Raw genomic sequence first — 25,228 nt, forward strand, 5'->3', positions numbered from 1 at the left:
CATGATCCAGTTGGATGTCTTTTTGGAAGGGTCGGACGCGCCGATTGGGCGCTTGTCTAAATTGGACTCTGGCGCGAGTGAGTTTCGTTACCTGACCGACGAGGTGGCGCATCCGATTTCATTGTCTCTGCCTGTACAAGAGGCGGGGTTTGATGATGTGGCGACGCGGGCTTTTTTTGACAACTTGTTGTTTGAGAACATGCAGCGTGATCAGGTCATGCAGCGGCACGGTTTGGACTTTAACGATACCGTTGGCTTGTTGGCGCATTTGGGACGGGACTGTCCGGGCGCGATTTCGGTGGTGCCGCAAGGCGACGGGCCTGCGAAGATGCCGGGTGATTTGACGACGGATTACGATCCAATTGATCCCAAAGAGCTGATCCGCATCATGACCTCCTTGCGGGATACGCGGCGGATGCCAAATGACGCGAGTGATCCTTCGCCTTTGGCAGGGGTACAAGGGAAATTGGCAGTGACGCGGTTGCCAGACGGACGGTTGGCCTTGCCCAAGCCGGGGCTGAATGTTCCGACGACGCATATCCTGAAAGTGCCGCGCCAAAGCGAAATGCGGTTGGTGGATCATGAACATCTGATGATGCAAATCGCGGCGACCGTCCAAGCGCACCCGGTGGCGACAACCGAGATTATCGGCGACGGAGATGTGCGTGGGTTGTTGATTACACGATTTGATCGTGTGGTAGACGGCACCACTGTGCGGCGGGTGCATCAGGAAGATTTTTGTCAGGCTTTGGGGTTGGGGCCGATGCTAAAGTATCAACGCAATGGCGATCCTGCGCGCCAGTTTTCGGCAGCGGCCATGGGGCGGTTGATGGATCAGACGGATCACCCGGCAAAGGCGCGGCAAGCTTTGTTGGAGGGGAGCTTGGTTAATCTGTTGTTGGGCAATACCGATAACCACGCCAAGAACCACGGATTGATTTACCATGGCGCGCGGCCAGAGTTTGCGCCGTTTTACGACATCGTTCCGGTGGTTCTAGACGAAGGCGTGACGCATCAATTGTCGTTTGATATTGGGGCGGCGCAGATGAGTGACGATATTGGCCCCGAAGATTTGGAGCAGTTTGTGCGGGATCTGGGATACCGGCGGGTGACCCCTGCCCTGCGGAAACGGTTGCAGACAATTGCACAGGATGTCGTCGCGCAAATTGATGATATGCGCGGGCCGATAAAGAAACGTGTGGGCGACGTGATCGCACATCAAGCGGCGGGATTGGAAACGGCTCTGGGTCTTGATCTGAACATCCCGGAGCGGGATTTGGTTGTGAGCGTGCGGCCTTAGGATTTTGGCAGTTTGAAATCCGGGAGCTGGCCGAATGCATCACGCAGCGCGACACCCCAGCCTTCGGAAATTTCCTGATAGTAGGGGTCGTCTTGGTTGACGCGGAAGCTGTTGGCCGGTTTTAGGCTATCAGTTTCATAGACACGGACATCTATCGGTAGATCAACGCCAAGGTTGGCTTTGATGGTGGAGTCAAACGAGACGAGCAGCAGTTTGATCGCTTCTTCGAATGTCATGTCCGCATCATAAGCGCGGACCAGAATGGGGCGGCCGTATTTGGTTTCGCCGATTTGCATGAAGGGCGTGTCTTCGCTGGCTTCGATAAAGTTGCCTTCGGGGTAGATCAGAAACAGGCGTGGCTCGCCGTCTGCGATTTGGCCGCCAACAAGGATTGTCGCGTTAAAGGCGCTGTCTGCGCGCTGGCCTTCTTCGGCGTGGGTGGAGATGACTTCTTTTAGCGTGTCGCCAACAAGGTTGGCCACTTGGAACATCGTTTCGGCCTGAAGGATGCTTGGATCGCGATCGCCGGTGGCTTTACTGCGTTCTTCGAGCAGGCTGATCACGGATTGCGTGGTCGCGAGGTTGCCGGCCGTCATGATTGTGATCGAGCGATCACCGGGCACGTCCCACGCAAACATTTTGCGAAACGTAGAGATGTTATCGACGCCCGCGTTTGTGCGGGTGTCTGACATGAACACCATGCCACGTTTCAGCATCATTCCAACGCAATAGGTCATGAATACCCCAAAATTAACTTCGCGCTTTCAAGCAGCCTATTGCTGAACTTGCAAGGCGACTTGCAAGTTTTCTGAGCCTTCGCCCTGACGAATGCCCAAAATTGGTGCAGAATCGCGATAGTCTCGACCAACTGCGACCCGGACATAACGCGCGTCCGGTGAAATGCCGTTAGAGACGTCAAAGCCGACCCAACCGAGGCCTTTCGTATAGACCTCGCACCACGCGTGGGTGGCCTCTTGGTCGATGCGATCATCCATAAAGAGATAGCCCGAGACATAACGTGCCGGGAAACCCAAAAGGCGGGCGGCGCTAATCATGATATGGGCGTGGTCTTGGCAGACCCCCTGCCCTGCGGTCAGTGATTGTTCTGCGGTTGTTGTGCTGTCGGTTTGACCGATTTCATAGGCAACAGCTTTGGAAACTTCGGCGGAGAGCGCGTGCAGGAGCGCGATGTCGTCCACGTCTTTTTGGTATTCGCCGACGGCCTTGGCGAGGGCTTTGATTTTTGGACCCGGCGCGGTTTGATCTGTTTGCTGTTCGAACAACCACAGTGGCGCGTAGCCGCGGTGTTGGCCGATTACGCCGGCGTTGTCTTCGACCTCGACCGTGCCTTCGGAAATGATCCGTACCTCTGTTGCGCCGGGGGCGACTTTGACCAGTTCGGTGTGGTTCAGGAATTGGTCGTCAAACGTGACCTGACTTTCACCGCCTTCGATGGTCAGGGACCAATCCAGAACGGATTGCCCTTGGCCATTGCGTGGCGTTAGGCGGAGTTGTTGCAGGGCGTAATGGACCGGCACGTCGTAGTTATAGGTTGTGACATGCCGGATATTCAGGCGCTTTGAATCAGCCATAGAAGCGATAATCCTCCTCGACGTGCTGAGCCAGTTTAGCATTATCTGCGACGAGGCTGCTTAGGAATTCATGCAGGCCTTCTTCGAAGATTGAATCAATCGAATGCGCGTTGATCTTGTGGCAGAAGGCTTCGGCTTGGATGCAGCTTTCGTGGCGGGTGCCATATTGCTTTTCGAGGTTGCCAAGGTGTTCGCCGATCTGTTTGACGCAGAAGGCCAAAGAGCGCGGCATACTGGCGTCGAGGATCAGGAATTCGGCGATGCCCATGGCGGTGCTTTCGCCGCCATTGATCCAGCGATAGCTGCGTTCGGCGCTGACGGATCGTAGAATGACCTCCCATTGCGCGTTGTCGATGGCTTTGCCGATATAGGCCGTGGATGGCAAAAGCACGTAGTATTTCACATCCAAGATGCGCGCGGTGTTGTCGGCGCGTTCGATGAACGTTCCAAGGCGCGAGAAGGAAAAGATGTCATTGCGCAGCATTGTGCCATGCAATGCGCCGCGCACAACCGAGGTGCGGAAGCGGATTTGCATCAACGTGTCGTGCAACGCGCGTTCGGTGACGGGTTTGGCGAGCAGGTCTTTGAGGACCATCCAACATTCGTTTGTCGCCTCCCACACTTCGGAGCTTAGGGCGGTGCGCACGAGGCGGGCGTTGTTGCGCGCGCTGGTGATGACTGACATGACAGAAGACGGGTTGTCCTTGTCACACAGCATGAAGTTAATCACGTAATTAGCATCAAATGAATCGTGTTTCGCAAGATAGGCTTTGTCCATGCCGGCCGTCGTCAGGATGGATTGCCATTCGTTTGATGAGCCACCCGAGCGGGTGAGCGCGATGTGCCAGCCGGCTTCGAGCAGGCGAGCGGTGTTTTCGGCGCGTTCAAGGTAGCGGAACATCCAGAACAGGCCGCCAGCGGTTTTTCCCAGCATCATGTTTTAGTCTCCCAATACCCAAGTGTCTTTTGTGCCGCCGCCCTGCGATGAGTTCACCACAAGCGAGCCTTTTTTCAGCGCGACGCGCGTGAGGCCACCGGGGGTGAGGTCAATGCGGTTGGGCGACATCAGCGCGAAGGGGCGCAGATCGACGTGGCGCGGGGCAAGGCCCGCCTTGGTCAGAATTGGCACTGTGGACAGGGCCAAAGTTGGCTGGGCAATGTAGTTGGAAGGATTGGCGCGCAGTTTCTTTTCGAACGCCGCGATTTCCTTTTTGCTGGCCGCGGGACCAACCAGCATGCCGTAACCGCCGGAGCCGTGGACTTCTTTGACGACCAGTTCTGGCAGGTGTTCGAGCACATATTGCAAGCTGTCGGATTCCGAGCAGCGGTAGGTTGGCACATTCTTTAGGATGGCCTGTTCACCGGTGTAGAATTCAACGATGTCGGGCATGTAGGAATAAAGTGCTTTGTCATCCGCGATGCCGGTGCCGGGGGCATTGGCGATGGTGATATTGCCGGCGCGGTAGACATCCATGATGCCAGGGACACCCAACATGGATTGCGGGTTGAACGTGAGCGGATCGAGGTATTCGTCGTCAACCCGACGATAGAGCACATCGATTGGCTGATACCCCTGTGTTGTGCGCATGGAGACATAGCCGTCTTCGACGCGAAGGTCGTGAGCCTCTACCAGTTCCACCCCCATTTGATCGGCGAGGAAGGCGTGTTCGAAATAGGCGGAGTTGTGGATTCCCGGCGTAAGGACGGCAACGATGGGTTTGTTGTTTGGCGAGTTCTGCGGCGCGCAGTCAGCGAGGGACCGGCGCAGAAGTTGCGGGTAGGCAGACACGGGGCGCACATTCAGCTTGGTGAACAGCTCGGGGAACATGTGCAGCATCGTCTCGCGATTTTCGAGCATGTAGCTGACGCCCGATGGTGTGCGCGCATTGTCTTCGAGGACGTAGAATTCATCCTGACCGGTGCGCACCAGATCGGTGCCAACAATATGGGTGTAAACACCCCCGGGAGGTTTGACGCCGACCATTTCTGGTAGGAAGGCTTCGTTGCCAGCGATGATCTCTTTTGGGATGCGGCCGGCGCGCAGAATTTCCTGGCGGTGGTAAATATCATGAAGGAATGCGTTGATGGCGCGAACACGTTGTTCGATGCCGCGTTCCAAGGTGCGCCATTCTTTTGCGGCGATAATCCGGGGAACGATGTCAAATGGGATCAAGCGCTCGTCAGCTTCGTCTTGACCGTACACATTAAAGGTAATGCCTATTCGCCTAAAAAATGTTTCGGCTTCGCTGGATTTACGCCTGAGCGCTTTTATATCCTCGCGATTGAACCAATCATAATAAGCCTCGTACGGTTGCCGAGGGCCATCTGCACTCGCCAACATCTCATCAAATAATTTTTTCTCTTCCGACATGACATAACGCTGTCACAGAGAAATCCGAGTGCAACCAATTGGCAGGTTTTTTGTTAAAAAACTCGCGAAATTATTGAAATGAAAAAAGATCAACAGTGAAAGAAAATTAAATCTGCTTAAACTTTAGGCAAAACAACTTGTATGCATTTGTATGCTAAAATGTTTCGGAAGTGTCAGTGTTACAAGGGGTTGCGGCGATTCTGGATTCATCGTTCAAATTTTTGTTCCGAAATACCTTTGCCTTGGTTGCCGATCCGATAGACAAAGAAGACAGACCATAGAGTGAGCCATTGTGACCGACGCTTTAGATCGAAAAATCATCACTGCATTGCAGGCGAATGCACGGCAATCAACGGCGGCGATTGCGGCCAGCTTGGGCGTGGCGCGGACCACGGTGCATGAACGGATTTCCCGGATGGAAGAGCGTGGTCTGATCAAAGGGTATTCTGTCGTTTTGGGTCAGATGGATGACGCGCCTATGGTACAGGTGATTGTCATGCTGTCTGTGCAGCAACCGGAAACGGCGCGGATCATCAAACGGCTTGAGGCCTACCCAGAGGTTAAGCTGTGTTTGTCCGTAAATGGTGAGTTCGATTTGATGCTATCTGCAGAAGCGCCTCGGATTGAAGATCTGGACATATTGACCGACGAATTCGCGGAAATTCCCGGTGTGATCCGAACTAAGACGCATGTTGTCTTTGGCCGTCGGATTGATCGTAGCTGACACATTGACGGAAATTTCGACGTACTGATGGAAATAGCTGTCGTTTCGTCACTATGTCCCCTGCCCTCTGAACAGTGACCGCGGCATCCTTATCTAAAAGATAAGGGAGGCTAAGATGCGCTGGACTATATGTGTCGTTGGGGCGGGCAAGATCGGGCAGATGATTGCGACGCTTTTGAAAGGATCACCGCATTACTCGGTGACTGTGGCTGATCGGGATTTGGCCGCTTTGGCCAGCGTTCGGGCGATGGATGTTGCGACACAGCAGATTGATGCAAGTGATCCGGATGGGCTGGCCGCTGCGTTAACCGGTTTTGATGCGGTGATTTCGGCGGCTCCGTTTTTCCTGACGCCCAAGATTGCGGCGGCGGCAAAAGCAGCCGGCGCGCATTACTTTGATTTGACCGAAGATGTGGCGGCGACGGAGGCTGTGCGCGCATTGGCAGATGGCAGTGCGACAGCGTTCATGCCGCAATGTGGTTTGGCACCGGGGTTTGTGGGCATTGCGGGTGCTGCGTTGGCGCAAGAGTTTGACGCGCTGGACAGTTTGCACATGCGGGTTGGGGCTTTGCCGTTGTTTCCAACGAATGCGCTAAAATATAACCTGACATGGTCAACGGATGGCTTGATCAATGAATACTGCAATCCCTGCGATGCGATTGTGGATGGGGAATTGATAAAGACGCGGCCTTTGGAGGACTACGAAGTCTTGGGTCATGACGGTGTGGAGTACGAATGCTTCAACACGTCAGGCGGTTTGGGGACGTTGCCTGAAACACTGGCTGGCAAGGCCCGTGCGGTCTCGTATCGTTCTATCCGTTATCCCGGGCATTGCGATATTCTGAAACTGTTGCTGCATGATCTGGGGCTGGAGCGCCGCCGGGATTTGTTAAAGGACATCTTTGAAACCGCCCTGCCCCGTACGGATCAGGATGTGGTTTTGGTTTTCTGCACGGCGACGGGTTCAAAGAACGGGTCGCTGCGCGAAAAGAGCTACATTAATAAGTCGTTCTCTCGGGTGATCGGTGGGAATGTTTGGAGCGCCATTCAGATCACCACTGCTGCGGGCGTTCTGGGCGTGGTGGATTTGATGCGGCAGGATAAATTGCCAAGCCACGGGTTTGTGCGCCAAGAAGACGTTCGACTAAGTGATTTCTTGGCGACAGAATTCGGACGTCTTTATCAAGCCGGGGATGTTAGCGCAGCTCATCAAGCGGCTTAGAGAATGTGAATGTGCGCCCAAGTTAGCGAGGCAATTGACTTTTTTCCTGCAAATCGCGACGCTGGTTTCAACTTGAGAGATCAAAGAGATTCCGGCGCATCAGGGATTTGGAGGATGACGTCGGGATATGGATGGCCGCGCAGCAATGCGCGGCCTCTTTTGATTTCGAAATGCCTTTAAATTCAGCAGTTTGAATATTGCTAAATCTTTGGGCGTCCGCTTTGGCGGTGCAGCGCGGATGTGCCGAAACTGCGTGAAACCACCAATTCGAATCAAAATCGCGCGAAAGTGATTCGCGCGATTGATTCGAATTCGCGCTATTAAGCGGCTTCGTTTACTTTCATCAGGTGGTCCTGAATGCGGGCACGCTCTGCCTCGGTCAGGCGCAGACCCAGTTTTGTGCGGCGCCATAGGTAATCTTCGGCGGTGCGGACCCATTCTTTTTTCTGTGCCCAATCGAGTTCTGCGGCTGTGATGCCCGCGCCGAAGTCCTCGCCCAAATCAGCGGCGCTGGTGGCATCGCCCAGAACTTCGAAGGTGTCGGTGCCGTAGGTGCGGACCAAACGTTTGGCTTGGCCGGCCTCAAGGAAGCTGTAGCGCGATTGCACTTTGGCGATCAGGTCGTCCACGCCGTCTGTTGGGAAATCCCCACCCGGCATTGAAACGCCTGCGGTCCATTTGGCTGGCAGGTCTGGGAAGAACTTTGCGACCTCTTCCATCGCGCTTTCGGCGAGACGGCGGTAGGTTGTGATCTTGCCACCAAAGACGTTGAGGATTGGCGCGCCGCCGTCGGTGTTTACGCGCAGCACGTAGTCGCGGGTTGCAGCGGTCGCAGAGGAAGCACCGTCATTATAAAGGGGCCGTACGCCGGAATATGTCCAGACGACGTCATCCTTGGTGAGGTCTTGTTTGAAATACCCGTTGGCGAAGTTGATCAGGTAATCGCGTTCTTCTGGGGTGCAGGTCGGTTTTTCGCTGGCGTCAGAATGGTCAGCGTCTGTGGTTCCGATCAGGGTGTAGTCATTTTCGTATGGGATTGAGAAAATGATGCGACCATCTTCGCCTTGGAAGAAATAGCATTTGTCGTGGTCATAAAGGCGTTTGGTGACGATGTGGCTGCCGCGCACAAGGCGGACGCCCTCGGTGGAGTTGATGCCAGCCACGCCATTGATAACATCCATGACCCACGGGCCGCCGGCATTGATCAGCATGCGGGATTTGAATTCACGGGTTTCGCCGGTTTCGGTGTCTTGGGTGGTGATGACCCAAATGTCGCCTTCGCGGCGGGCATTGGTGACCTTGGTGCGGGTCATGATGTTTGCACCGCGCGCTTCGGCATCGCGAGCGTTGAGGACAACCAGACGGCTGTCTTGAATCCAGCAATCGGAATATTCGTAGGCTTTCTGGAACCGGTCGTCGATTGGCAGGCCTTCGGGGGCCATGGTTAGATCAACGGTTTTTGTGCCGGGCAAGATTTTGCGGCCACCGAGGTTGTCGTACATGAACAGACCGAGGCGGATCAGCCAGGCTGGGCGACGGCCCTTCATCCACGGCATAAAGGTGGTTAGCAGTTTGGAGGTAGGCGTTTCGGAATCAAAACGCATGTCTTTGTGATAGGGCAGCACAAACCGCATGGGCCAAGAAATATGTGGCATGGCGCGTAGAAGCGTTTCGCGTTCTATCAGAGCTTCTTTGACCAGACGGAATTCGAAGAACTCGAGGTAGCGCAGACCGCCATGGAAGAGCTTGGTTGATGCCGAAGAGGTCGCCCAAGCGAGGTCGTTCATTTCGGCCAATGTGACGGTCAGGCCGCGGCCGACTGCGTCGCGTGCAATGCCGCAGCCGTTGATGCCGCCGCCGATGACGAAGAGGTCTTGGATGTCGTTTGTGTCAGACATGGGTGTCTTCCAGATTGATGAGTTTCGTTCCCCCGGCCTCTGCTGCCTTGATGAAAGACAGGGGTGGGCGTTTGTCTGTGATCACGTAGTCCAAATCGGCCACGTCGCAGATGCGAACAGGTGCAGCGCGGTCGAATTTGGAGATGTCAGTGACCAGAATTTTGGTTCGGGCGTTTTTTAGGATGGCGCGGGCCACGGCGACTTCGCGTTCGTCGAAATCAAGGATTGCGCCGTCTTCGTCCATGGAAGAGGTGCCGATGATGGCGAAGTCCGTTTTGTAGCGGTTGATGAATTCAACGGCTTCTGCACCGACAACAGCGCCATCGCTTTGGCGCACTGATCCGCCGGCAATCACCAGCGAGTTCAGCCGCGCGCCGCGCAGGATGTGGATGACGTTCACGTTGTTGGTGACGACGGTCAGATCCTCGTGGGTGGCGAGGGCTGCGGCGACTTGTTCGGTGGTGGTGCCGATGTTGAGCAGCAGCGAGCTGCCGTTTGGGATCAGGCGTGCGGCGCGTTGGGCGATGCCCTCTTTTTCGCCAGATTGGCGGAGGCGGCGCTCTTCGTATCCGAAGGAGGATGCGGATACTAGATTGCGCGCGCCCCCATGTGTGCGCGTGGCGAGGCCACGTTCACAAAGCTCTGTCAGATCACGGCGCACTGTCTGTGTGGTGACGGCGAACCGATTAGAGAGGTCTTCGACCTCTACCCTGCCCTCTTCGCGGAGCAGATTAAGAATGTTTTCCTGACGGTCATTCAGAGGCATATGGGCACCAAAGCGCTAAATATTCAAATTATGTTCGAAATAACGCAAATGAACATATATGTCTAGGAGATTCTCTTTTGAAGGCGCTGTCCCGCAGGCATGAGATTTATTAAATGTTCATGTGAACCTAATTGGCCGGCCATTCTGTTGAAAGGCATTCACAATCGGAGCCTTTGGCAAAAATGGGGCGCGTTCTGTCGCTTTCGTGTGGCTTTGTATTAGCCCCAGACCCTAAGGTACGGTTGAACAAATGAAAAAGACCCAATGGACGAGATTTCCCAAGGACTGCTGGCCGCATTTCGGCTGATCCTGACGCTGGACGCGGATCTGATAGAGATCTCGCTGCGGTCACTTTATGTGACCTGCACAGCTGTGGTGATTTCGTCGGTGATCGGTTTGCCGCTAGGGTGCTGGTTGGCCCTGCGCCGGTTTCGGTTTCGTCGTGCGGTGATTGCGGTGCTGAATGCGCTGATGGGATTGCCGCCGGTTGTGGTTGGGCTAATTGTATATCTGCTGTTGTCACGATCCGGGCCGTTTGGCGTGTTTGGATTGCTGTTCACCCCGGCTGCGATGATTATTGCGCAGGTGATTATTCTGACGCCCCTCATCGCCTCGATCGCGCATCAGGCCATTCGGGATTTGTGGGCGGATTATCATGACTTGCTGATTTCGCTAAACACCACGCGTGGGCAACGTATGCGTACCCTGTTGTGGGATGGTCGGCGGGCGTTGTTGACAGCGGCCTTGGCGGGTTTTGGGCGCGGGATTGGTGAGGTCGGCGCGATTATGATCGTTGGTGGCAATATCGATCATGTGACTCGTGTGTTGACGACGGCGATTGCGCTGGAAACCGGCAAGGGTGATTTTGCTTTGGCGCTGGGGTTGGGGTTTGTCCTGATCTTGATTGCGATTGTGGTGAATCTGGTGATCCACCGGCTGTCTGGCACGGAGGTGCGTGGCCGATGGTAGAGACGATCTTGCCCCTAAAGGTGAGTGATATTACCGTGCGCAAGCGCGGGGTCCACTTGTTGGGGCCGGTTTCTATCGAGATGGCCAGAAAAGGGTTCACCATTGTGATGGGGCCGAATGGCGCGGGGAAGTCTACGCTGTTAAAGGCGCTTCATGGGATGGAGCGATTGGTCGGTGGGACCGTTGAATGGGCCCTGCCCCAAAAGGCCGCGCAAGAGCGGCAAAGCTTTGTGTTTCAAACGCCAACGTTGATGCGGCGGTCTGTGGTGGAAAACGTGGCCTATCCGCTGTTGGTGCAGGGGATGCGGCGGGCCGAGGCGATGGATGTGGCGATGAGCTGGCTGGCGCGGGTTGGATTGGCCGATATGGCGCAGAACCGCGCGAGCTATCTGTCTGGTGGGGAGCGGCAAAAGATGGCCTTGGTTCGGGCTTTGGTGCGTGATCCTGAGGTGTTGTTTCTGGATGAGCCTTGCGCAAACTTAGACGGGCGTGCGACGCGCGACATTGAGGGTTTGTTGCAAGAGGTTCATGCGGCAGGCACGCGGGTTGTCATGGCGACCCATGATTTCGGGCAGGCGCGGCGGCTGGCCAGCGAAGTATGGTTTATGCATCGCGGGAAGGTGTTAGAGGCCACGCCGGCAGAGGCGTTTTTTGATCAGCCTAAGACGCCGCAGGCACAAGCGTTTTTGAATGGAGAGATTGTCGAATGATCCTGCGCGGATTGAGTGTTTTGCTGGTTTGTCTTTGGGCAGCGGCGGCGATGGCGGATGAGATGAAGCTGGCGGTTACGACCTCTTTTCATAATTCGGGTCTGTCGGATGTTTTGCTGCCGGCGATCAAGGATGATCTGGGGCTGGATGTGCATTTGCTGGTGGTCGGCACCGGGCAAGCGTTGCGTTTGGGGCAAGCTGGGGATGTGGATGCGATATTGGTGCATTCCAAGCCTGCGGAAGAGGCGTTTGTGGCGGATGGCTTTGGCACGCGGCGGACAGAGGTCATGTATAATGACTTTGTGGTTGTCGGGCCGGCTGGTGATCCGGCGAGTATTGCAAGACTGGATGGTGCGGTTGACGCATTGCGCGCAATTGAGAGCAGCGGCGTGCTGTTTGTCTCGCGCGGGGATGACAGTGGGACGCATAAGAAAGAGCAAACCCTGTGGGCGGCTGCGGGTCTGGATGCTGAGACGTTTGAGGCGACGTGGTATCGGTCTGTTGGTGCCGGCATGGGGGCTGCTTTGAACGCGGCCTCTGGCATGAACGCCTATGTGTTGAGTGATCGGGCGAGCTGGCTGACGTTTGGCAATAAGGGTGATTTGGCGCTGCTTTATGCGGGTGATCCGGTGCTGTTTAACCAATATGCCTATTTGCCGGTGAATGCAGCGATGCATTCGCATGTGAACACTGTGTCGGCGATGCAGCTGGAAAATTGGTTGGTCAGCGATCGGGCAAAGGCATTGATCAATGGATACCAGTTGAACGGCGAGACGTTGTTTACGTTTAATGCGCAGTGAGAGTGACTTGTCATTTGTGAGTGACCCGCGCAGGGTGGCGCTGAATTAAGCAATAGGTGCCCGCATGCAAACCCCCTCCCCTGCTCCGAAACTTGGGGCCATTGCCGTTGTGTATCACGGCGGGCAATTTCTGTTGGTGCAACGCGGCAAAGACCCGGGTCGTGGGCTTTGGGGGTTTCCAGGTGGTCACGTTGAGCTGGGCGAGACGGGATTAGAGGCCGCTGTGCGCGAATTGCAGGAAGAGACCGGCGTGATCGCTGATGCACCGCGCTATTTGACCAATGTGGATGTGATTGCGCACGCCGAAGATGGTACTGTGGCCTATCAATATCTGATTGCTGCTGTGGCGTGTCATTATGTCAGCGGTGATCCCGTGGCCGCGGATGATGCGGCGGCGGCGGAATGGGTTGATGCGGCCGAGGTTTTGGCGGGCACGCGCGAAATGAGCGCGGATGTGGTGCGCGTTGCACAGATGATGGTGGAGCAATCAGCATGACGCCTTTGGACGGCCTAAAAGTTGTAGAATTGGCGCGGGTTTTGGCCGGCCCTTGGATTGGGCAATCTTTGGCAGATTTGGGCGCCGAGGTGATCAAGGTTGAGTCACCAAGCGGGGATGACACGCGGCATTGGGGCCCTCCGTTCATAGAGCGGGACGGCGATAAGACAGCGGCTTATTTTTATGCCACCAATCGGGGGAAGTCCTCTGTTGTGGCGGATTTTGCGACCGAAGACGGGCAAGCCACTGTGCGAAAGCTGGTGGCGGATGCGGATATTCTGATTGAGAATTTCAAAGTGGGTGGGCTGGCCAAATATGGGTTGGATTACGCCAGCCTGTCAGAGCTGAACCCGCGGTTGATCTACTGTTCGGTGACAGGATTTGGCCAAACCGGCCCCTATGCGCATCGGGCGGGCTATGATTTTCTGATGCAGGGCATGTCTGGGCTGATGTCTATTACCGGCGAGGCAGATGGCGCGCCACAAAAGCACGGGGTGGCGATTACGGATATTGTGACCGGTCTATATGGTACCGTTGGGATATTGGCCGCCGTTGAACAACGACACCGGACAGGTCGCGGGCAACATATTGATATGTCCTTGCTGGATTGCGCGACGGCGATGTTGGCCAATCAGGGGATGAACCAACTGGCGACGGGCGAAAGCCCGATGCGGTGTGGGAATGACCATCCGAATATCTCGCCCTTTCAAGTTTTGCCCTGCAAAGATGGGCATTTCATTCTAGCCGTGGGGAATGATGGGCAGTTTGCCCGGTTTTGCGCTGTGGTGCGACGGTCTGATCTGGCGCATGATGAACGGTTTGCCACCAACCCGGCGCGTGTTGCGCATCGGGACGTATTGACCGGTATCCTTGAAGAGGTTTTGGCGGATTGGATGGCTGCCGAGATTATCGCAGCGCTGGAAGCCGCAAGCGTTCCGGCGGGACCTATTCATTCGGTGGGTGATGCACTGCAAAATCCGCAGGTGTTGGCGCGGGAAATGGTCATATCACCAGAAGGTGTACCGGGTATTCGCGGCCCGTGGAAATTTTCTGATGCAGAGCTGTCTTTGGTTCGTTCGGCACCGGTTTTTCCGAAAGGGTAAAGGGGCTTTGCCCCTCTGGACTTTTAGTCCATTCACCCCAAGGTATTTTGATCAAGAAAAAGCCGAAGGGCTTGCTAAAATGACGCGCTGTGGTAGCGCTAACTGAAATGGTTCTTGGGGGAGATTAACCATGGCTGAATTACATCAAATTGCGATGGATTTATTCCAAGCAGCGGTGGGTCGCGCAGATCCGGCGAGGGCGTTGCGACGGGCGTTGGCCGATGATCCGTTGCCCAAGATGGATGGCGGACGCGTTTTTGTCGTGGCGATTGGAAAGGCCGCGGCCCCTATGATGCGTGAGGCCTTGGCCTTGATCCCAGATGTGCATCAGGCTTTGGTTGTGACGAACCCTGAAAACCTATGTGAGATAGAGGGTGCCCGTGTGTTGGCTGGATCGCATCCGGTGCCGGATGAGGCATCTGAATTGGCCGGGCGTGCCGTTTTGGAGATGCTGGCCGAGACCCGTGAGGGGGATCGCGTGATTGCTTTGATCTCTGGCGGTGGGTCTGCCTTGATGGTGGCCCCTGCCCCGGGTTTGACCTTGGCGGATAAGGCTAAGGTGAACGAGCTGCTTTTGGCCAGCGGGCTTGAGATCAACGATATGAATTTGGTGCGTCAGCAACTGTCTGCGACGAAGGGTGGTGGATTGTTGCGACATGCGGCACCTGCCGAGGTTTTTGGATTTCTGTTAAGCGATGTGATTGGTGACGATTTGCGCGCTATTGCGTCGGGTCCGACGGTTTCGCCATTGGGTACCCGAGCTGATGCCAAGGCAATGTTAGTGCGTGCCGGGATTTGGGATGTGGTGCCGGAATCGGTGCAGGCGCATTTGTCGTCGGTGGATGTTGCTGAGGCTGCGTTGTTTGCAGACAACCGATTGATTGGGTCAAACGGTCAAAGCTTGCGGGCGATGTTGGATGCTGTTCCGGTACCGTTTGATGCGCGGATCGTGAGCGAAGCGTTGGTGGGAGACGTGAAAGACGCGGCCGAAGAGGTGTTCCGCGCCGTTGAAGGCGCGACAGGTCCTGTGGCGTTGATCTTTGGCGGGGAAACCACGGTGCAGCTAAATGGTGACGGACGCGGTGGGCGCAACCAAGAGCTGGCGTTGCGTGTTGCTGTGGGTGCCGAGGATCGTTTGGCGCCCGGCTGGGTGTTTTTATCTGGTGGCACGGATGGCCGGGATGGGCCGACAGATTCGGCAGGTGGTTTGGTGGATTCGGACACGATTGCGCGAATTACGCAGGCCGGTGGTGATTTTGCCGCGTTGCTGGAGAACAACGATAGTTATGCGGCATTGAAGCTGGCAAATGACTTGTTGTTGACTGGTGGAACCGGAACCAACGTCGCCGATGTGCAGGTTTTCTTGCGTGGGGCGCTTTAGGCCGATTTTTGGATTTTCGCTTTTTTAGCTATAAATCAGAGGGTTGCTATTGTTGACAGCTGTCAACGGTTTGGTTGCCGTTTGGGTTGCGGCATCCTGTTGAAATTGATCGATTTTAGCTAAGTTAGAGCCTATATTTGGCGAAGGCTCTGCGTGCGCCCACGGCTTGGAAAAAGTTATCCACATGGGGCTGTAGAAAACTCTTGCCAGAATCTGATTGCTTGGTCCATTACTTACGGTAATAAGTGAATAAAACGGGTTTCTCCGTAACAACGGCGGCATCCCCCAAATGATGATCACCAAAATGGTGGCGCGAGCGGTATGAAAATTGAGAGCACTATGAAACCAGTGCAAGAGCGCATCGACCAACTTGTTGGCGAGCATGCCTTGAAACTGTCAGAGCGTCTACAGGCGCATCGTGAACAATTGTTTCCCCCGAATGCCAGCAAAGAGCTGCGCAAGTTCACCTCTGGTGAGGCGGCGGAGCTATTGGGCGTAAAGGATGCCTATCTGCGTAAGCTGCATTTGGATGGTAAGGGGCCGGAACCCGAGATCCGTGCGGGTGGTCGCCGGTATTATTCGCCAGAAGATGTGCAAGCCTTGCGTGAATATTTGGAAGCGGGTGCAAAGGTGCCCGGTACCTACCTGCCCGGTCGCCGCGAGGGTAACCATTTGCAGGTCATTACGGTTATTAACTTTAAGGGCGGGTCTGGGAAAACCACGACATCCGCCCATTTGGCGCAAAAGATGGCGCTGGATGGCTACAAAGTGCTTGCCGTGGACCTTGATCCGCAGGCCAGCCTGAGTGCGCTACACGGGTTTCAGCCGGAATTTGATCTGTTGGACGGCGGGACGCTGTATGATGCGATCCGCTATGATGATCCGGTGCCGGTGCGTGATATTATTCAGAAGACCTATTTCACCAACTTAGACATCATTCCTGGCAACCTGGATCTAATGGAGTTTGAACACGAGACCCCTCGGGCGATTGCCGATCGAAGTGGCAACCTGTTCTTTACCCGTGTCGGCGATGTTTTGGCTGAAATAGAGTCTGATTATGACGTTGTGGTCATGGATTGCCCGCCTCAGCTGGGCTTTTTGACCATGAGTGCGCTTTCGGCGGCGACAGCCGTCTTGGTTACCGTGCATCCACAGATGTTGGATGTGATGTCGATGTGTCAGTTCTTATTGATGACGTCCAATTTGTTGGGAGTCGTTGCCGAAGCTGGTGGTGACATGACCTATGACTGGATGCGCTATGTGGTGACCCGATACGAACCGGGTGATGGGCCGCAGAACCAGATGGTGTCGTTTATGCGATCCTTGTTTGGAGAGCATGTGCTGAATCACACGGTGCTCAAATCGACAGCGATTTCGGATGCGGGGATTACCAAGCAGACTTTGTATGAAGTTGAGAAATCTCAATTCACACGGGCGACCTATGATCGGGCGATTGAATCACTGAATTCGGTCAACGGAGAGATCGAGGCGCTGGTGCAGCAAGCATGGGGGCGGATGAATGGCGCGTAAGAACCTTCTTAAAGGCCTGATGGAGGCGGCGGAAAACCCGGTGCCCTCCCCTGCCCCAGCGGAACGACCCAAGCCCGCGACACCGCGGTACAAAAAAGGTGCGATTGGGGCCGTTAGCCAGTCTTTGGCTGATCTGAAAAGCCGTTCGGTCAGTGAGATTGACGTATCTTTGATTGATATGGCCGGCAATGTGGACCGGCTAGAGCACAATGACGCGGATCATGAGGCGCTGATGCGCTCTATTTCCGAATATGGTCAGCAGGTGCCGGTGCTTTTGCGACATCATCCTGAAAATCCAGATCGGTTTCAGGTGGTTTATGGGCGGCGACGTCTGCGGGCGCTGAAGGATTTGGGATTGGCGGCGAAGGCATTGATCCGTGATCTGGATGATCGGGAATTAATCATTGCCCAGGGTCAGGAAAATACCGCACGCAAGGATTTGACGTTTATCGAACGCGCGAATTTTGCACGGCAGATGTTGGACGCTGGATATGATCGCAAAGTTATCGGCGATGCGCTGCATGTCGATAAAACGGTGATCTCGCGCATGCTGACGGTGGCGGATTTGATCCCTGTTGAGCTGATCGAAGCGATTGGCCCTGCCCCATCCGTTGGACGTGATCGTTGGTTAGCGCTTTCGAACCTGTTGAAGACCTCGCAAACCTCACCGGAAGATGCGGTTGCGATGGTTCGGCCCGGTGAAGGTTCAGATCAGCGGTTTAAATCGTTGCTGGAACAGATTGAGGCGAAGGCCCATGCGAAAGCTCCGAAGAAAAAGAAAACACCAACAGCCCATCCACTGAAGGCCGCAAACGGCGACGAATTTGGTCGCGTCACGTGGTCTGGCGGCAAGATGGTGGTGACAATTGCAGAGGATGCAGACGGCTTTGATGAGTGGCTGCTGCAACACCTGACCGAGATTCACCGGGATTGGAAATCCGAAACCGGCGAATAAACCGGAGCCTGGAATACTGGGCCCAAACGTAAACGAGCAGTCTAAGGAGGCACAAACGACAGAGTAAAAAATAAAGCCCCCCAAGTGATCTTTGGCGAGATCATCCCGAGAGGCCCTAAATTCGCGTATTTGCACTTCCGAATCTAATGGGTTGCGTTGACAGCTGTCAACAGGCGTCGGACTCCGGCGGGCGGAATTTCTTTGTCTCGTGGCAAAATAATGGAAGTTTTAACAACGACGCCTTTCGGGCGGCGACCGGTTACGGCTGGTCTGATTGAACGTGCACAAGCAGCGCGGGCTGAGGCTGTGCTGCCTGCAGTCAACAAATGGGAAATCTTACGTGCGTTGACCGAGGCGAAGAAAGCCTTTGGTTTATCCGCTGGCTCATTGACGGTGATGAATGCCCTGCTGAGTTTTCATCGTGGCGATACGCTAACCGATGACGGGTTGGTTGTGTTTCCGTCAAACCGTACGTTGGCGAGCCGTGCCCATGGCATGCCGGAAAGCACGTTGCGGCGGCACTTGGGGCATCTGGTTTCGGTTGGTTTGATTGCACGTCACGATAGCCCGAATGGCAAACGCTATGCTGTGCGCCGTGATGGTGAAATCGCGCGGGCCTTTGGGTTTGACTTGCGGCCCTTATTGTTGCGCGGTCACGAGATCTTTGAAGCGGCTCAAGACGCCAAGGATATGGCAGACCGGATCAAGCGTGCGCGTGAACATGCAGCATTGATGAAGCGCGATTGCTGGAAGCTACTGGAGTACGTCCGCGAAAAAGGGCTGTCCGGCCCCTGGGATACACTGCAGGACGCCCTAGAGGCCGCGCAGAAGCGGTTACGGCGTGTTCTGGACCTGTGTCAGGTGGAAGCGCTTTGTGACGCACTGTCCGAGGCTCTGCTGCGGTTTGAAGCTATGTTGACGCCCAAGACCAAAGAAGCACCTGTTGATACAAACGAAATGAGCGGCTGTGACAGTCAAAATGAGCGGCACATACAGAATTCAAATAAAGATACCTTTGATTCTGAAAGAGGCACAGAAGAAACCAATGTAGAACCCGACGTGATAAAACCGCAAACGGCTGTTCCTGTAGAACTTGTGATGCAAGCTTGTCCTGATGTGGCGCCGTATGCCCAACAGACAATTCAACAAAGTCATCAATTGGTTGAGACTGCGCATTTCCTACATCGCATGATGGGGATTTCACCAGATGTCTGGCAAAACGCTATGCGGGCGATGGGGCCTGAGGTGGCATCGGTTACCTTGGCTTGTATTCTGCAGAAAATTGATACGATCAGAAACCCTGGAGGTTATTTACGTGTGCTCACGAAAAAGGCCGAAGCTGGTGCGTTCAGTGCGTGGCCGATGGTGCGAGCGTTGCTAGGGCAGGGGGCACATGCTGCGAGTTGACGGCTGTCAACAATCACTAAAAGCGCTGATCAGGCGTTGCGGTTGACAGCTGTCAATTCGAAGGAAAACTTTTTTGAAATTTTCTTAAAAAGACCTCTTGCGTCCTGCATTAGCTTGGTCTAAATCGACCGCACAGTGCCCCTATAGCTCAGCTGGTAGAGCAACTGATTTGTAATCAGTAGGTCCGCGGTTCGAGTCCGTGTGGGGGCACCACTTCTTCCTTAAATCTCAATAGCTTGTAACTGGCTTGGTTAATCCGTTGTGTGCGGTTTATGGGTTTCTTTGCCTGCCTTAGTGGCCGTGCAAAATCGGTAGGCTTTCGTGTTCGTTTTGGGGCTTGTCTGTGGATTTAGGCATGCAGAATAACACGCATTTCCGATCATGCTCATAGCAGCACTTCTGGAAACGGCTGATGGCTTTCGCCTATCTGCAGCATTGATTCACTTTTGTAGCTGGCGAACTGTTTTCCTAAAGATGCCGGATTCCGTTTTGAATTGTTTACTCTATTGCAGTCATAAATAACGTATACATTGACGTATGCGTTGATTGTTCGTATTGGAAGATACCACTCTGCGCGAAGCAGAAATTTTCGATGGGGGAACGGGCATGCGCACATTATTCGGGGCCATTGCAGATGATTTTACAGGTGCTACCGATTTGGCGGGATTGCTGGCGCGTAGTGGCGTGCGTGTTTCCTTGAGGATCGGCGTTCCCGCGGAACCACCAACCGATACCGCGGCCTTTGAAGTGATTGCGTTGAAATCACGGACAGCTCCTGTGGCAGACGCTTTGCAGGAAACACGTGCTGCGTTGGGCTGGTTGCAGGCTGCAGGAGCGCAGCGGTTCTTTTGGAAATATTGCTCGACCTTTGATAGTACGCCAGAGGGGAATATTGGTCCGGTTGCAGAAATGCTGATGGATGCCTTGGGAGTTGATCAAACTATCTATTGCCCGGCTTTCCCTGAAAATGGTCGCTCGATCTTTATGGGGAACCTGTTTGTGGGGCAGCAGCCATTGGCAGAGAGCCCAATGAAAGATCATCCGCTGACCCCGATGCGTGACAGTAACCTAATGCGGTTGCTGGAACCGCAGGTCACGAGGCCTGTGGGGTTGGCTGACCGATTGACCGTTGCAAAGGGGGCAGAGGCGCTGCGTGCACGGTTGGGGGCATTGAAAGAGCAGGGCGTTGCGCATGTTGTAGTGGATGCCGTTGCGAATAACGATCTGTTTGAAATTGCCGATGCCTGCCGGGATATGGTGCTTTTGACCGGTGGGTCAGCTGTCGCCATGCCATTGCCGAAAGCCTATTTGCGTGATGGTACATTAGAAGCAGATGCCGCGCGGTTTGATGTTCCGGCGTTGGATTCACAGGCCGTCGTTTTGTCGGGCAGTTGTTCTGCGATGACGAATAAACAGGTCGCAGCTTATCGTTTGTTGGGGCGGCCAAGCTATCAACTTGATCCACTTGCGTTGGCGCAAAAGGGGGCAGGGGATGCGTTAGATTGGTTGGCTGGCCAAGACTTGTCTAAATCCCCGTTGATCTATGCGACGGCAAAACCAGACTCTGTAAAGGCTGCACAAGAGATGTTGGGGGTGGCTGAAGCTGGGAAGATTATTGAACAGGCTCTTGCGGATTGTGCGGTCGCTGCGCGGGACGCGGGGGCGCGGCGGTTTGTTGTGGCTGGTGGTGAGACATCTGGTGCAGTGACAAAGGCGCTGGCGGCGGATCAATTGGACGTGGGGCCAGAGATTGCGCCTGGGGTGCCGTGGTGCTTCTGTCAGTCGGCAGGTCAACAGATTGCGTTGACGTTGAAATCGGGCAACTTTGGCGATGAGATGTTTTTCACCGAAGCGTTGGATAAACTATGAGCGAAGAAACCCGTCTGAGAGAGCAAATTTGTTTGCTGGCAAAGTCTATGTTTGATCGCGGGCTGACGGGCGGATCGACGGGCAATATCTCTGCCAGAACTGCGGATGGTGGTTTGTTGGTGTCACCGACTGGAACGTCGTTTGGGCGGCTTGATCCAGGGCGGTTGAGCCGGTTTGATGCGCAGGGTGTTTTGATTGATGGGGATCAGCCAACAAAGGAAATGCCGCTGCATACTGCGTTTTATGACACGCGCAGCACGGCTGGTGCGGTGGTGCATTTGCATTCGTGCCATTCGGTGGCTTTGTCGATGATGCCGGATGCGGATGAAGATAACTTTTTGCCACCGTTGACGCCCTATGGGATCATGAAGTTGGGCAAGGTGAAGCTATTGCCGTTCTTTATGCCAGGTGATCCCGCGATGGGGGAGGCCGTGCGGGGGCTCGCCGGTAAGCGGTCTGCTGTGATGTTGGCGAACCATGGGCCCGTAGTCGCGGGGAAGGACATTGAAGCGGCTTGTAACGCTATCGAAGAGCTTGAAGATACCGCGCGTTTGGCGATGATGACGCGGGGGATGAACCCCAAAGCGTTGAGCGACGAAGATGTTCAGCGGCTGGTCACCAAATTTGACGTGGAATGGGACGTTTGAAATTTTCAGCGAACTTAGGGTTTCTTTGGTCTGATCTGCCTTTGCCAGAGGCGATCCGCGCGGCAAAGGTGGCTGGGTTTGACGCGGTGGAATGTCATTGGCCGTATGGATATGCAGCGCAAGATGTGAAAACGGCCTTATTAGAGACCGGTTTGCCAATGCTTGGGCTGAATACTAGCCGGGGTGATGCCGATGGTATGGGGCTTAGCGCGCTACCGGATCGGGTGCCCGAAGCACGGGCTGCGGTTGATCAAGCGATTGCCTATGCCGCTGAGATTGGTGCAGCGAATGTGCATGTTATGGCCGGATTTGCGGAGGGAGATGCGGCGCGGGAGTGTTTTGTCCAGAACCTGTCTTATGCCTGTGCTGAGGCTTTTAGGCATAACATTACAGTACTGATTGAACCTATTAATAGGTACGATGCGCCGGGGTATTTCTTGCAAACGACGGATCAGGCCATTTCTGTGATGGATGAGGTTGGCGCGGCGAACCTGAAGCTGATGTTTGATTGCTATCATGTTCAGCGGATGGAGGGCGCGGTGACCCAGCGATTGGAAAGGCTTTTGCCGCGCATTGGGCACATCCAATTTGCAAGCGTGCCGGACCGTGGCCCGCCCGATCAGGGCGAGTTAAACTACGACTATATTTTCAGCCATATTGCGGATCTGGGCTACAAAGCACCGCTTGGAGCGGAATATAAGCCCATTGGTCATACGGATGATACGCTTAGGTGGTTGGTTCGGGCGCGCTGATCGCATAGACAGGGCGCAACTGGGCAAAGGAATTAACGATGACCACCGAAGACCATTTGACGTTTCGTCAATTTATGCTGCGTGAACACCGCCGTGTTGGCGTTCCGAAAGATTTGATTTTCTTACTCGAAGATATTGCGACGGCGTGCCGTACGATTTCCCATAAAATCCGTAGCGGAGCCTTTGCCGGAACGCTGGGCGCGACTGACGACACCAATGTTCAGGGTGAAACGCAGAAAGAATTGGACGTTATTGCCAACGATCAATTCATGATGCATTGCGCGAACACCAGCCGTGTTGCTGCGTTGGTTTCTGAAGAGTTGGACAATGTTGTTTGGCTGAAGGACAAGGCCGAAGCGGGCGATTATATCGTGTATTTCGATCCGCTGGATGGGTCTTCGAACCTAGAACTGAACATCTCTGTCGGCTCGATCTTTTCAATCGTAGAGCTGAAAGAAGCACTGCCAGAACTGACGGATGAAGCGGTTCTGATTGCTGGTTCTGAGCAGATTTGCGCGGGTTATTCTTTGTATGGCCCATCAACATCTTTGGTGATTACAACTGGGCATGGCGTGAATGGGTTTACACACCTGAACGGGTCTGGCGAGTTCTTGTTGACGTTCCCTGACATGACAGTGCCTGCGACGACGCAGGAGTATGCGATCAATGCAAGCCGTCAGAAGTATTGGGAAGCGCCGGTTGCGCGTTATGTGGATGAATGCTTGCAAGGCAAAGACGGTCCACGTGGTAAGAAATTCAACATGCGTTGGGTGGCCTCTATGGTGGCCGAAGTGCACCGCATTTTGACGCGTGGTGGCGTGTTCTTATACCCGCGCGATTCTGATAATGCGGCGATGGGTGGTCGTTTGCGGTTGCTTTATGAAGCCAGCCCAATGGCGTTTATTATTGAGCAAGCGGGCGGTAAGGCCTCTGTTGGTGGCGCGCGTATTATGGACGTCGCACCAACCGAACTGCACCAGCGTGTGCCTGTGATCTTGGGGTCTGCTGAAGAAGTTGATCTGTTGGATCAATACCACTCCGAATAATGAATTTAAGCGCGACGCGGGGACTTCTTCGCGTCGTGATTTCAATTTTACGGAGCGCGATATGACCGTTCAAATTATTCAAACCAATCCGATTGAAGGGCAAAAGCCCGGCACCTCTGGTCTGCGCAAGAAGACGCGGGTGTTCATGCAAGAGCATTACCTAGAGAACTTTGTGCAATCCGTTTTTGACGCGATTGATGGCGCAAAGGGAAAACGATTTGTTGTTGGTGGCGATGGCCGTTATTTCAACGCCCAAGCGATCCAGACGATTTTAAAGATGGCTGCCGCCAATGGTGCGGCTGAAGTGATTGTGGGGCAGGGGGGCTTGTTGTCGACCCCGGCGGCGTCTCATTTGATCCGGCTGAATGGCACCGATGGTGGCTTGATCCTTTCGGCCAGCCATAATCCTGGCGGCATCGACGAAGATTTCGGCGTGAAATACAACATTGGCAATGGTGGTCCTGCGCCTGAAGGTGTGACCGCTAAGATGTTGGCACGCACCCTGGAGATTACGGAATACAAGGTTTCTGATGCGGCGGACGTTGATTTGGGTCTGATCGGAGAACAGACGCTTGATGGCATGGTCGTGCGCGTTGTTGATCCGGTTGCTGACTATAAGGCGCTGATGGAAACGCTGTTCGACTTTGGCAAAATTCGTGCGCTGTTTGCTGGCGGGTTTCGGATGCGGTTTGACGCGATGCATGCGGTGACCGGGCCATATGCGACGGCGATCCTTGAGGGGACGCTGGGTGCCCCGGCTGGGACGGTTATCAATGGTGTGCCGTCCGAGGATTTCGGCGGTGGGCATCCTGATCCGAACCCGGTTTGGGCCAAGACCTTGATGGACGAAATGTTTGGCGATGACGCGCCAGATTTCGGGGCGGCCTCGGATGGGGATGGCGACCGGAATATGGTGGTTGGCAAGCAGTTGTATGTGACCCCGTCTGATAGTTTGGCGGTGTTGGCAGCGAATGCACATCTTGCCCCGGGCTATGCGCGCGGGTTGGCGGGTGTTGCACGTTCTATGCCGACTTCTGCGGCGAGTGATCGTGTGGCGGCTAAGCTGGATATAGGCAGCTTTGAGACGCCGACGGGCTGGAAGTTCTTTGGTACATTGTTGGACGCGGGCAAGGCGACGATTTGCGGCGAAGAAAGTGCAGGCACCGGTTCGGATCACGTGCGTGAAAAAGACGGGCTGTGGGCGGTTTTGCTGTGGTTGAACGTTTTGGCCGAGCGCGGGCAGGGTGTGTCTGAGATCATGGCAGATCACTGGAAAACCTTTGGGCGCGATTATTATTCGCGGCACGATTACGAGGCGCTGCCCGTTGATGTGGCCAATGACATTATGGATGACTTGCGCGAACAGCTGGATGTTTTGCGAGGTCAGAATGTTGGTGAAATGGCAGTCTTAGCTGCGGATGAGTTTTCATACGTTGATCCCGTGGATGGATCAGAGAGCCATAAGCAGGGCATTCGCATTTTCTTTGAAGGCGGGTCGCGGGCTGTATTCCGGTTGAGCGGCACAGGCACCGAAGGCGCGACGTTGCGTGTGTATTTGCAGAGCTATGTCGATGGGGCAGGGGACTTGTTTGTTGAAACCCAAGCCGCGTTAGAAGACGTGCGTTATGCTGCTGCCGAGATTTCAGGTTTGGCACGTACTGGGCGTGATGCGCCGGACGTGATGACCTAA

Annotated in this window: 23 protein-coding genes and 1 tRNA gene; 18 read left to right on the plus strand and 6 right to left on the minus strand. The window is 54.8% G+C overall.

Features of this window, described 5'->3' with window-relative positions:
* Window position 1: 1 nt before the first annotated feature.
* On the plus strand, window positions 2-1,300 hold the full coding sequence (locus Q4544_RS14070; protein WP_303507314.1) for a type II toxin-antitoxin system HipA family toxin: 1,299 nt from the start codon (window positions 2-4) through the stop codon (window positions 1,298-1,300).
* Here the strand turns inward: Q4544_RS14070 and Q4544_RS14075 are convergent.
* The 4 genes from Q4544_RS14075 to Q4544_RS14090 are packed head-to-tail and all read right to left on the minus strand — an operon-like array spanning window position 1,297 to window position 5,263.
* Window positions 1,297-2,037 carry a proteasome-type protease gene (locus Q4544_RS14075; protein WP_303507315.1) on the minus strand — a complete coding sequence of 247 codons (741 nt, stop codon included), beginning with the start codon at window positions 2,035-2,037 and terminating at the stop codon, window positions 1,297-1,299. The two genes, Q4544_RS14070 and Q4544_RS14075, sit on opposite strands and share 4 nt — an antisense overlap.
* Window positions 2,038-2,073: 36 nt before the next feature.
* Window positions 2,074-2,892: a transglutaminase family protein gene (locus tag Q4544_RS14080; protein WP_303507317.1), complete on the minus strand. Its 819-nt coding sequence runs from the start codon at window positions 2,890-2,892 to the stop codon at window positions 2,074-2,076.
* A complete protein-coding gene (locus tag Q4544_RS14085) occupies window positions 2,885-3,826 on the minus strand; it encodes an alpha-E domain-containing protein (protein WP_303507320.1) in 942 nt (313 codons plus the stop codon). The genes Q4544_RS14080 and Q4544_RS14085 overlap by 8 nt, the downstream gene beginning before the upstream one ends.
* 6 nt (window positions 3,827-3,832) lie before the next feature.
* On the minus strand, window positions 3,833-5,263 hold the full coding sequence (locus tag Q4544_RS14090; protein WP_303507322.1) for a circularly permuted type 2 ATP-grasp protein: 1,431 nt from the start codon (window positions 5,261-5,263) through the stop codon (window positions 3,833-3,835).
* Window positions 5,264-5,555: 292 nt separating this feature from the next.
* Here Q4544_RS14090 and Q4544_RS14095 point away from each other — a divergent pair, with 292 nt between their 5' ends.
* Together Q4544_RS14095 and Q4544_RS14100 are read left to right on the plus strand one after the other, a co-directional pair.
* On the plus strand, window positions 5,556-5,987 hold the full coding sequence (locus tag Q4544_RS14095; RefSeq protein WP_303507324.1) for an Lrp/AsnC family transcriptional regulator: 432 nt from the start codon (window positions 5,556-5,558) through the stop codon (window positions 5,985-5,987).
* A gap of 115 nt (window positions 5,988-6,102) precedes the next feature.
* Window positions 6,103-7,209, plus strand: coding sequence for a saccharopine dehydrogenase family protein (locus tag Q4544_RS14100; protein ID WP_303507326.1), 1,107 nt, complete (start codon window positions 6,103-6,105; stop codon window positions 7,207-7,209).
* 320 nt (window positions 7,210-7,529) lie between these two features.
* On the opposite strand, the gene glpD is transcribed toward Q4544_RS14100, so the two are convergent.
* Together glpD and Q4544_RS14110 are read right to left on the minus strand one after the other, a co-directional pair.
* Complete coding sequence (gene glpD, locus Q4544_RS14105) at window positions 7,530-9,107, minus strand: glycerol-3-phosphate dehydrogenase (RefSeq protein WP_303507328.1); 1,578 nt, start codon at window positions 9,105-9,107, stop codon at window positions 7,530-7,532.
* Window positions 9,100-9,873 (minus strand): DeoR/GlpR family DNA-binding transcription regulator, encoded by a 774-nt coding sequence (locus Q4544_RS14110; RefSeq protein WP_303507331.1) that lies wholly within the window; start codon window positions 9,871-9,873, stop codon window positions 9,100-9,102. The genes glpD and Q4544_RS14110 overlap by 8 nt, the downstream gene beginning before the upstream one ends.
* A 264-nt stretch (window positions 9,874-10,137) precedes the next feature.
* On the opposite strand from Q4544_RS14110, the gene Q4544_RS14115 reads away from it, so the two are divergent.
* The 15 genes from Q4544_RS14115 to Q4544_RS14185 all read left to right on the plus strand — a co-directional run bounded on the left by Q4544_RS14115 (window position 10,138) and on the right by Q4544_RS14185 (window position 25,228).
* Window positions 10,138-10,842 (plus strand): ABC transporter permease, encoded by a 705-nt coding sequence (locus tag Q4544_RS14115; protein ID WP_303507333.1) that lies wholly within the window; start codon window positions 10,138-10,140, stop codon window positions 10,840-10,842.
* A complete protein-coding gene (locus Q4544_RS14120; RefSeq protein WP_303507335.1) occupies window positions 10,836-11,552 on the plus strand; it encodes an ATP-binding cassette domain-containing protein in 717 nt (238 codons plus the stop codon). The genes Q4544_RS14115 and Q4544_RS14120 overlap by 7 nt, the downstream gene beginning before the upstream one ends.
* Window positions 11,549-12,352 (plus strand): substrate-binding domain-containing protein, encoded by an 804-nt coding sequence (locus tag Q4544_RS14125; RefSeq protein WP_303507338.1) that lies wholly within the window; start codon window positions 11,549-11,551, stop codon window positions 12,350-12,352. The genes Q4544_RS14120 and Q4544_RS14125 overlap by 4 nt, the downstream gene beginning before the upstream one ends.
* A 64-nt stretch (window positions 12,353-12,416) precedes the next feature.
* The gene (locus tag Q4544_RS14130; RefSeq protein ID WP_303507340.1) at window positions 12,417-12,848 is read left to right on the plus strand and encodes an NUDIX hydrolase; all 432 of its coding nucleotides are present in this window, start codon (window positions 12,417-12,419) and stop codon (window positions 12,846-12,848) included.
* Entirely contained in the window at window positions 12,845-13,951 is a 1,107-nt protein-coding gene (locus tag Q4544_RS14135) for a CaiB/BaiF CoA-transferase family protein (protein ID WP_303507343.1), read from the plus strand. Before Q4544_RS14130 ends, Q4544_RS14135 begins: the two co-directional genes overlap by 4 nt.
* Window positions 13,952-14,081: 130 nt before the next feature.
* The gene (locus Q4544_RS14140) at window positions 14,082-15,332 is read left to right on the plus strand and encodes a glycerate kinase (RefSeq protein WP_303507346.1); all 1,251 of its coding nucleotides are present in this window, start codon (window positions 14,082-14,084) and stop codon (window positions 15,330-15,332) included.
* Window positions 15,333-15,671: 339 nt separating this feature from the next.
* Window positions 15,672-16,862, plus strand: a complete 1,191-nt coding sequence (gene repA / locus Q4544_RS14145; protein ID WP_303507349.1) for a plasmid partitioning protein RepA — start codon at window positions 15,672-15,674, stop codon at window positions 16,860-16,862.
* The gene (gene repB / locus Q4544_RS14150) at window positions 16,852-17,817 is read left to right on the plus strand and encodes a plasmid partitioning protein RepB (RefSeq protein ID WP_303507351.1); all 966 of its coding nucleotides are present in this window, start codon (window positions 16,852-16,854) and stop codon (window positions 17,815-17,817) included. The genes repA and repB overlap by 11 nt, the downstream gene beginning before the upstream one ends.
* A gap of 219 nt (window positions 17,818-18,036) precedes the next feature.
* Window positions 18,037-19,224 carry a plasmid replication protein RepC gene (gene repC / locus Q4544_RS14155; protein WP_303507354.1) on the plus strand — a complete coding sequence of 396 codons (1,188 nt, stop codon included), beginning with the start codon at window positions 18,037-18,039 and terminating at the stop codon, window positions 19,222-19,224.
* Window positions 19,225-19,361: 137 nt separating this feature from the next.
* A tRNA-Thr gene (locus tag Q4544_RS14160) sits at window positions 19,362-19,437 on the plus strand.
* 393 nt (window positions 19,438-19,830) lie between these two features.
* Window positions 19,831-21,093, plus strand: a complete 1,263-nt coding sequence (gene otnK, locus Q4544_RS14165; protein WP_303507357.1) for a 3-oxo-tetronate kinase — start codon at window positions 19,831-19,833, stop codon at window positions 21,091-21,093.
* Window positions 21,090-21,740: an aldolase gene (locus tag Q4544_RS14170; protein WP_303507359.1), complete on the plus strand. Its 651-nt coding sequence runs from the start codon at window positions 21,090-21,092 to the stop codon at window positions 21,738-21,740. Before otnK ends, Q4544_RS14170 begins: the two co-directional genes overlap by 4 nt.
* Window positions 21,737-22,492: a hydroxypyruvate isomerase family protein gene (locus Q4544_RS14175; RefSeq protein WP_303507410.1), complete on the plus strand. Its 756-nt coding sequence runs from the start codon at window positions 21,737-21,739 to the stop codon at window positions 22,490-22,492. Before Q4544_RS14170 ends, Q4544_RS14175 begins: the two co-directional genes overlap by 4 nt.
* Window positions 22,493-22,530: 38 nt before the next feature.
* A complete protein-coding gene (locus tag Q4544_RS14180) occupies window positions 22,531-23,538 on the plus strand; it encodes a class 1 fructose-bisphosphatase (RefSeq protein WP_303507361.1) in 1,008 nt (335 codons plus the stop codon).
* A gap of 61 nt (window positions 23,539-23,599) precedes the next feature.
* Window positions 23,600-25,228 carry an alpha-D-glucose phosphate-specific phosphoglucomutase gene (locus Q4544_RS14185; protein WP_303507364.1) on the plus strand — a complete coding sequence of 543 codons (1,629 nt, stop codon included), beginning with the start codon at window positions 23,600-23,602 and terminating at the stop codon, window positions 25,226-25,228.

It is taken from the genome of Cognatishimia sp. 1_MG-2023, assembly GCF_030548175.1.
In the GTDB taxonomy this organism is placed as follows: Bacteria; Pseudomonadota; Alphaproteobacteria; order Rhodobacterales; family Rhodobacteraceae; genus Cognatishimia.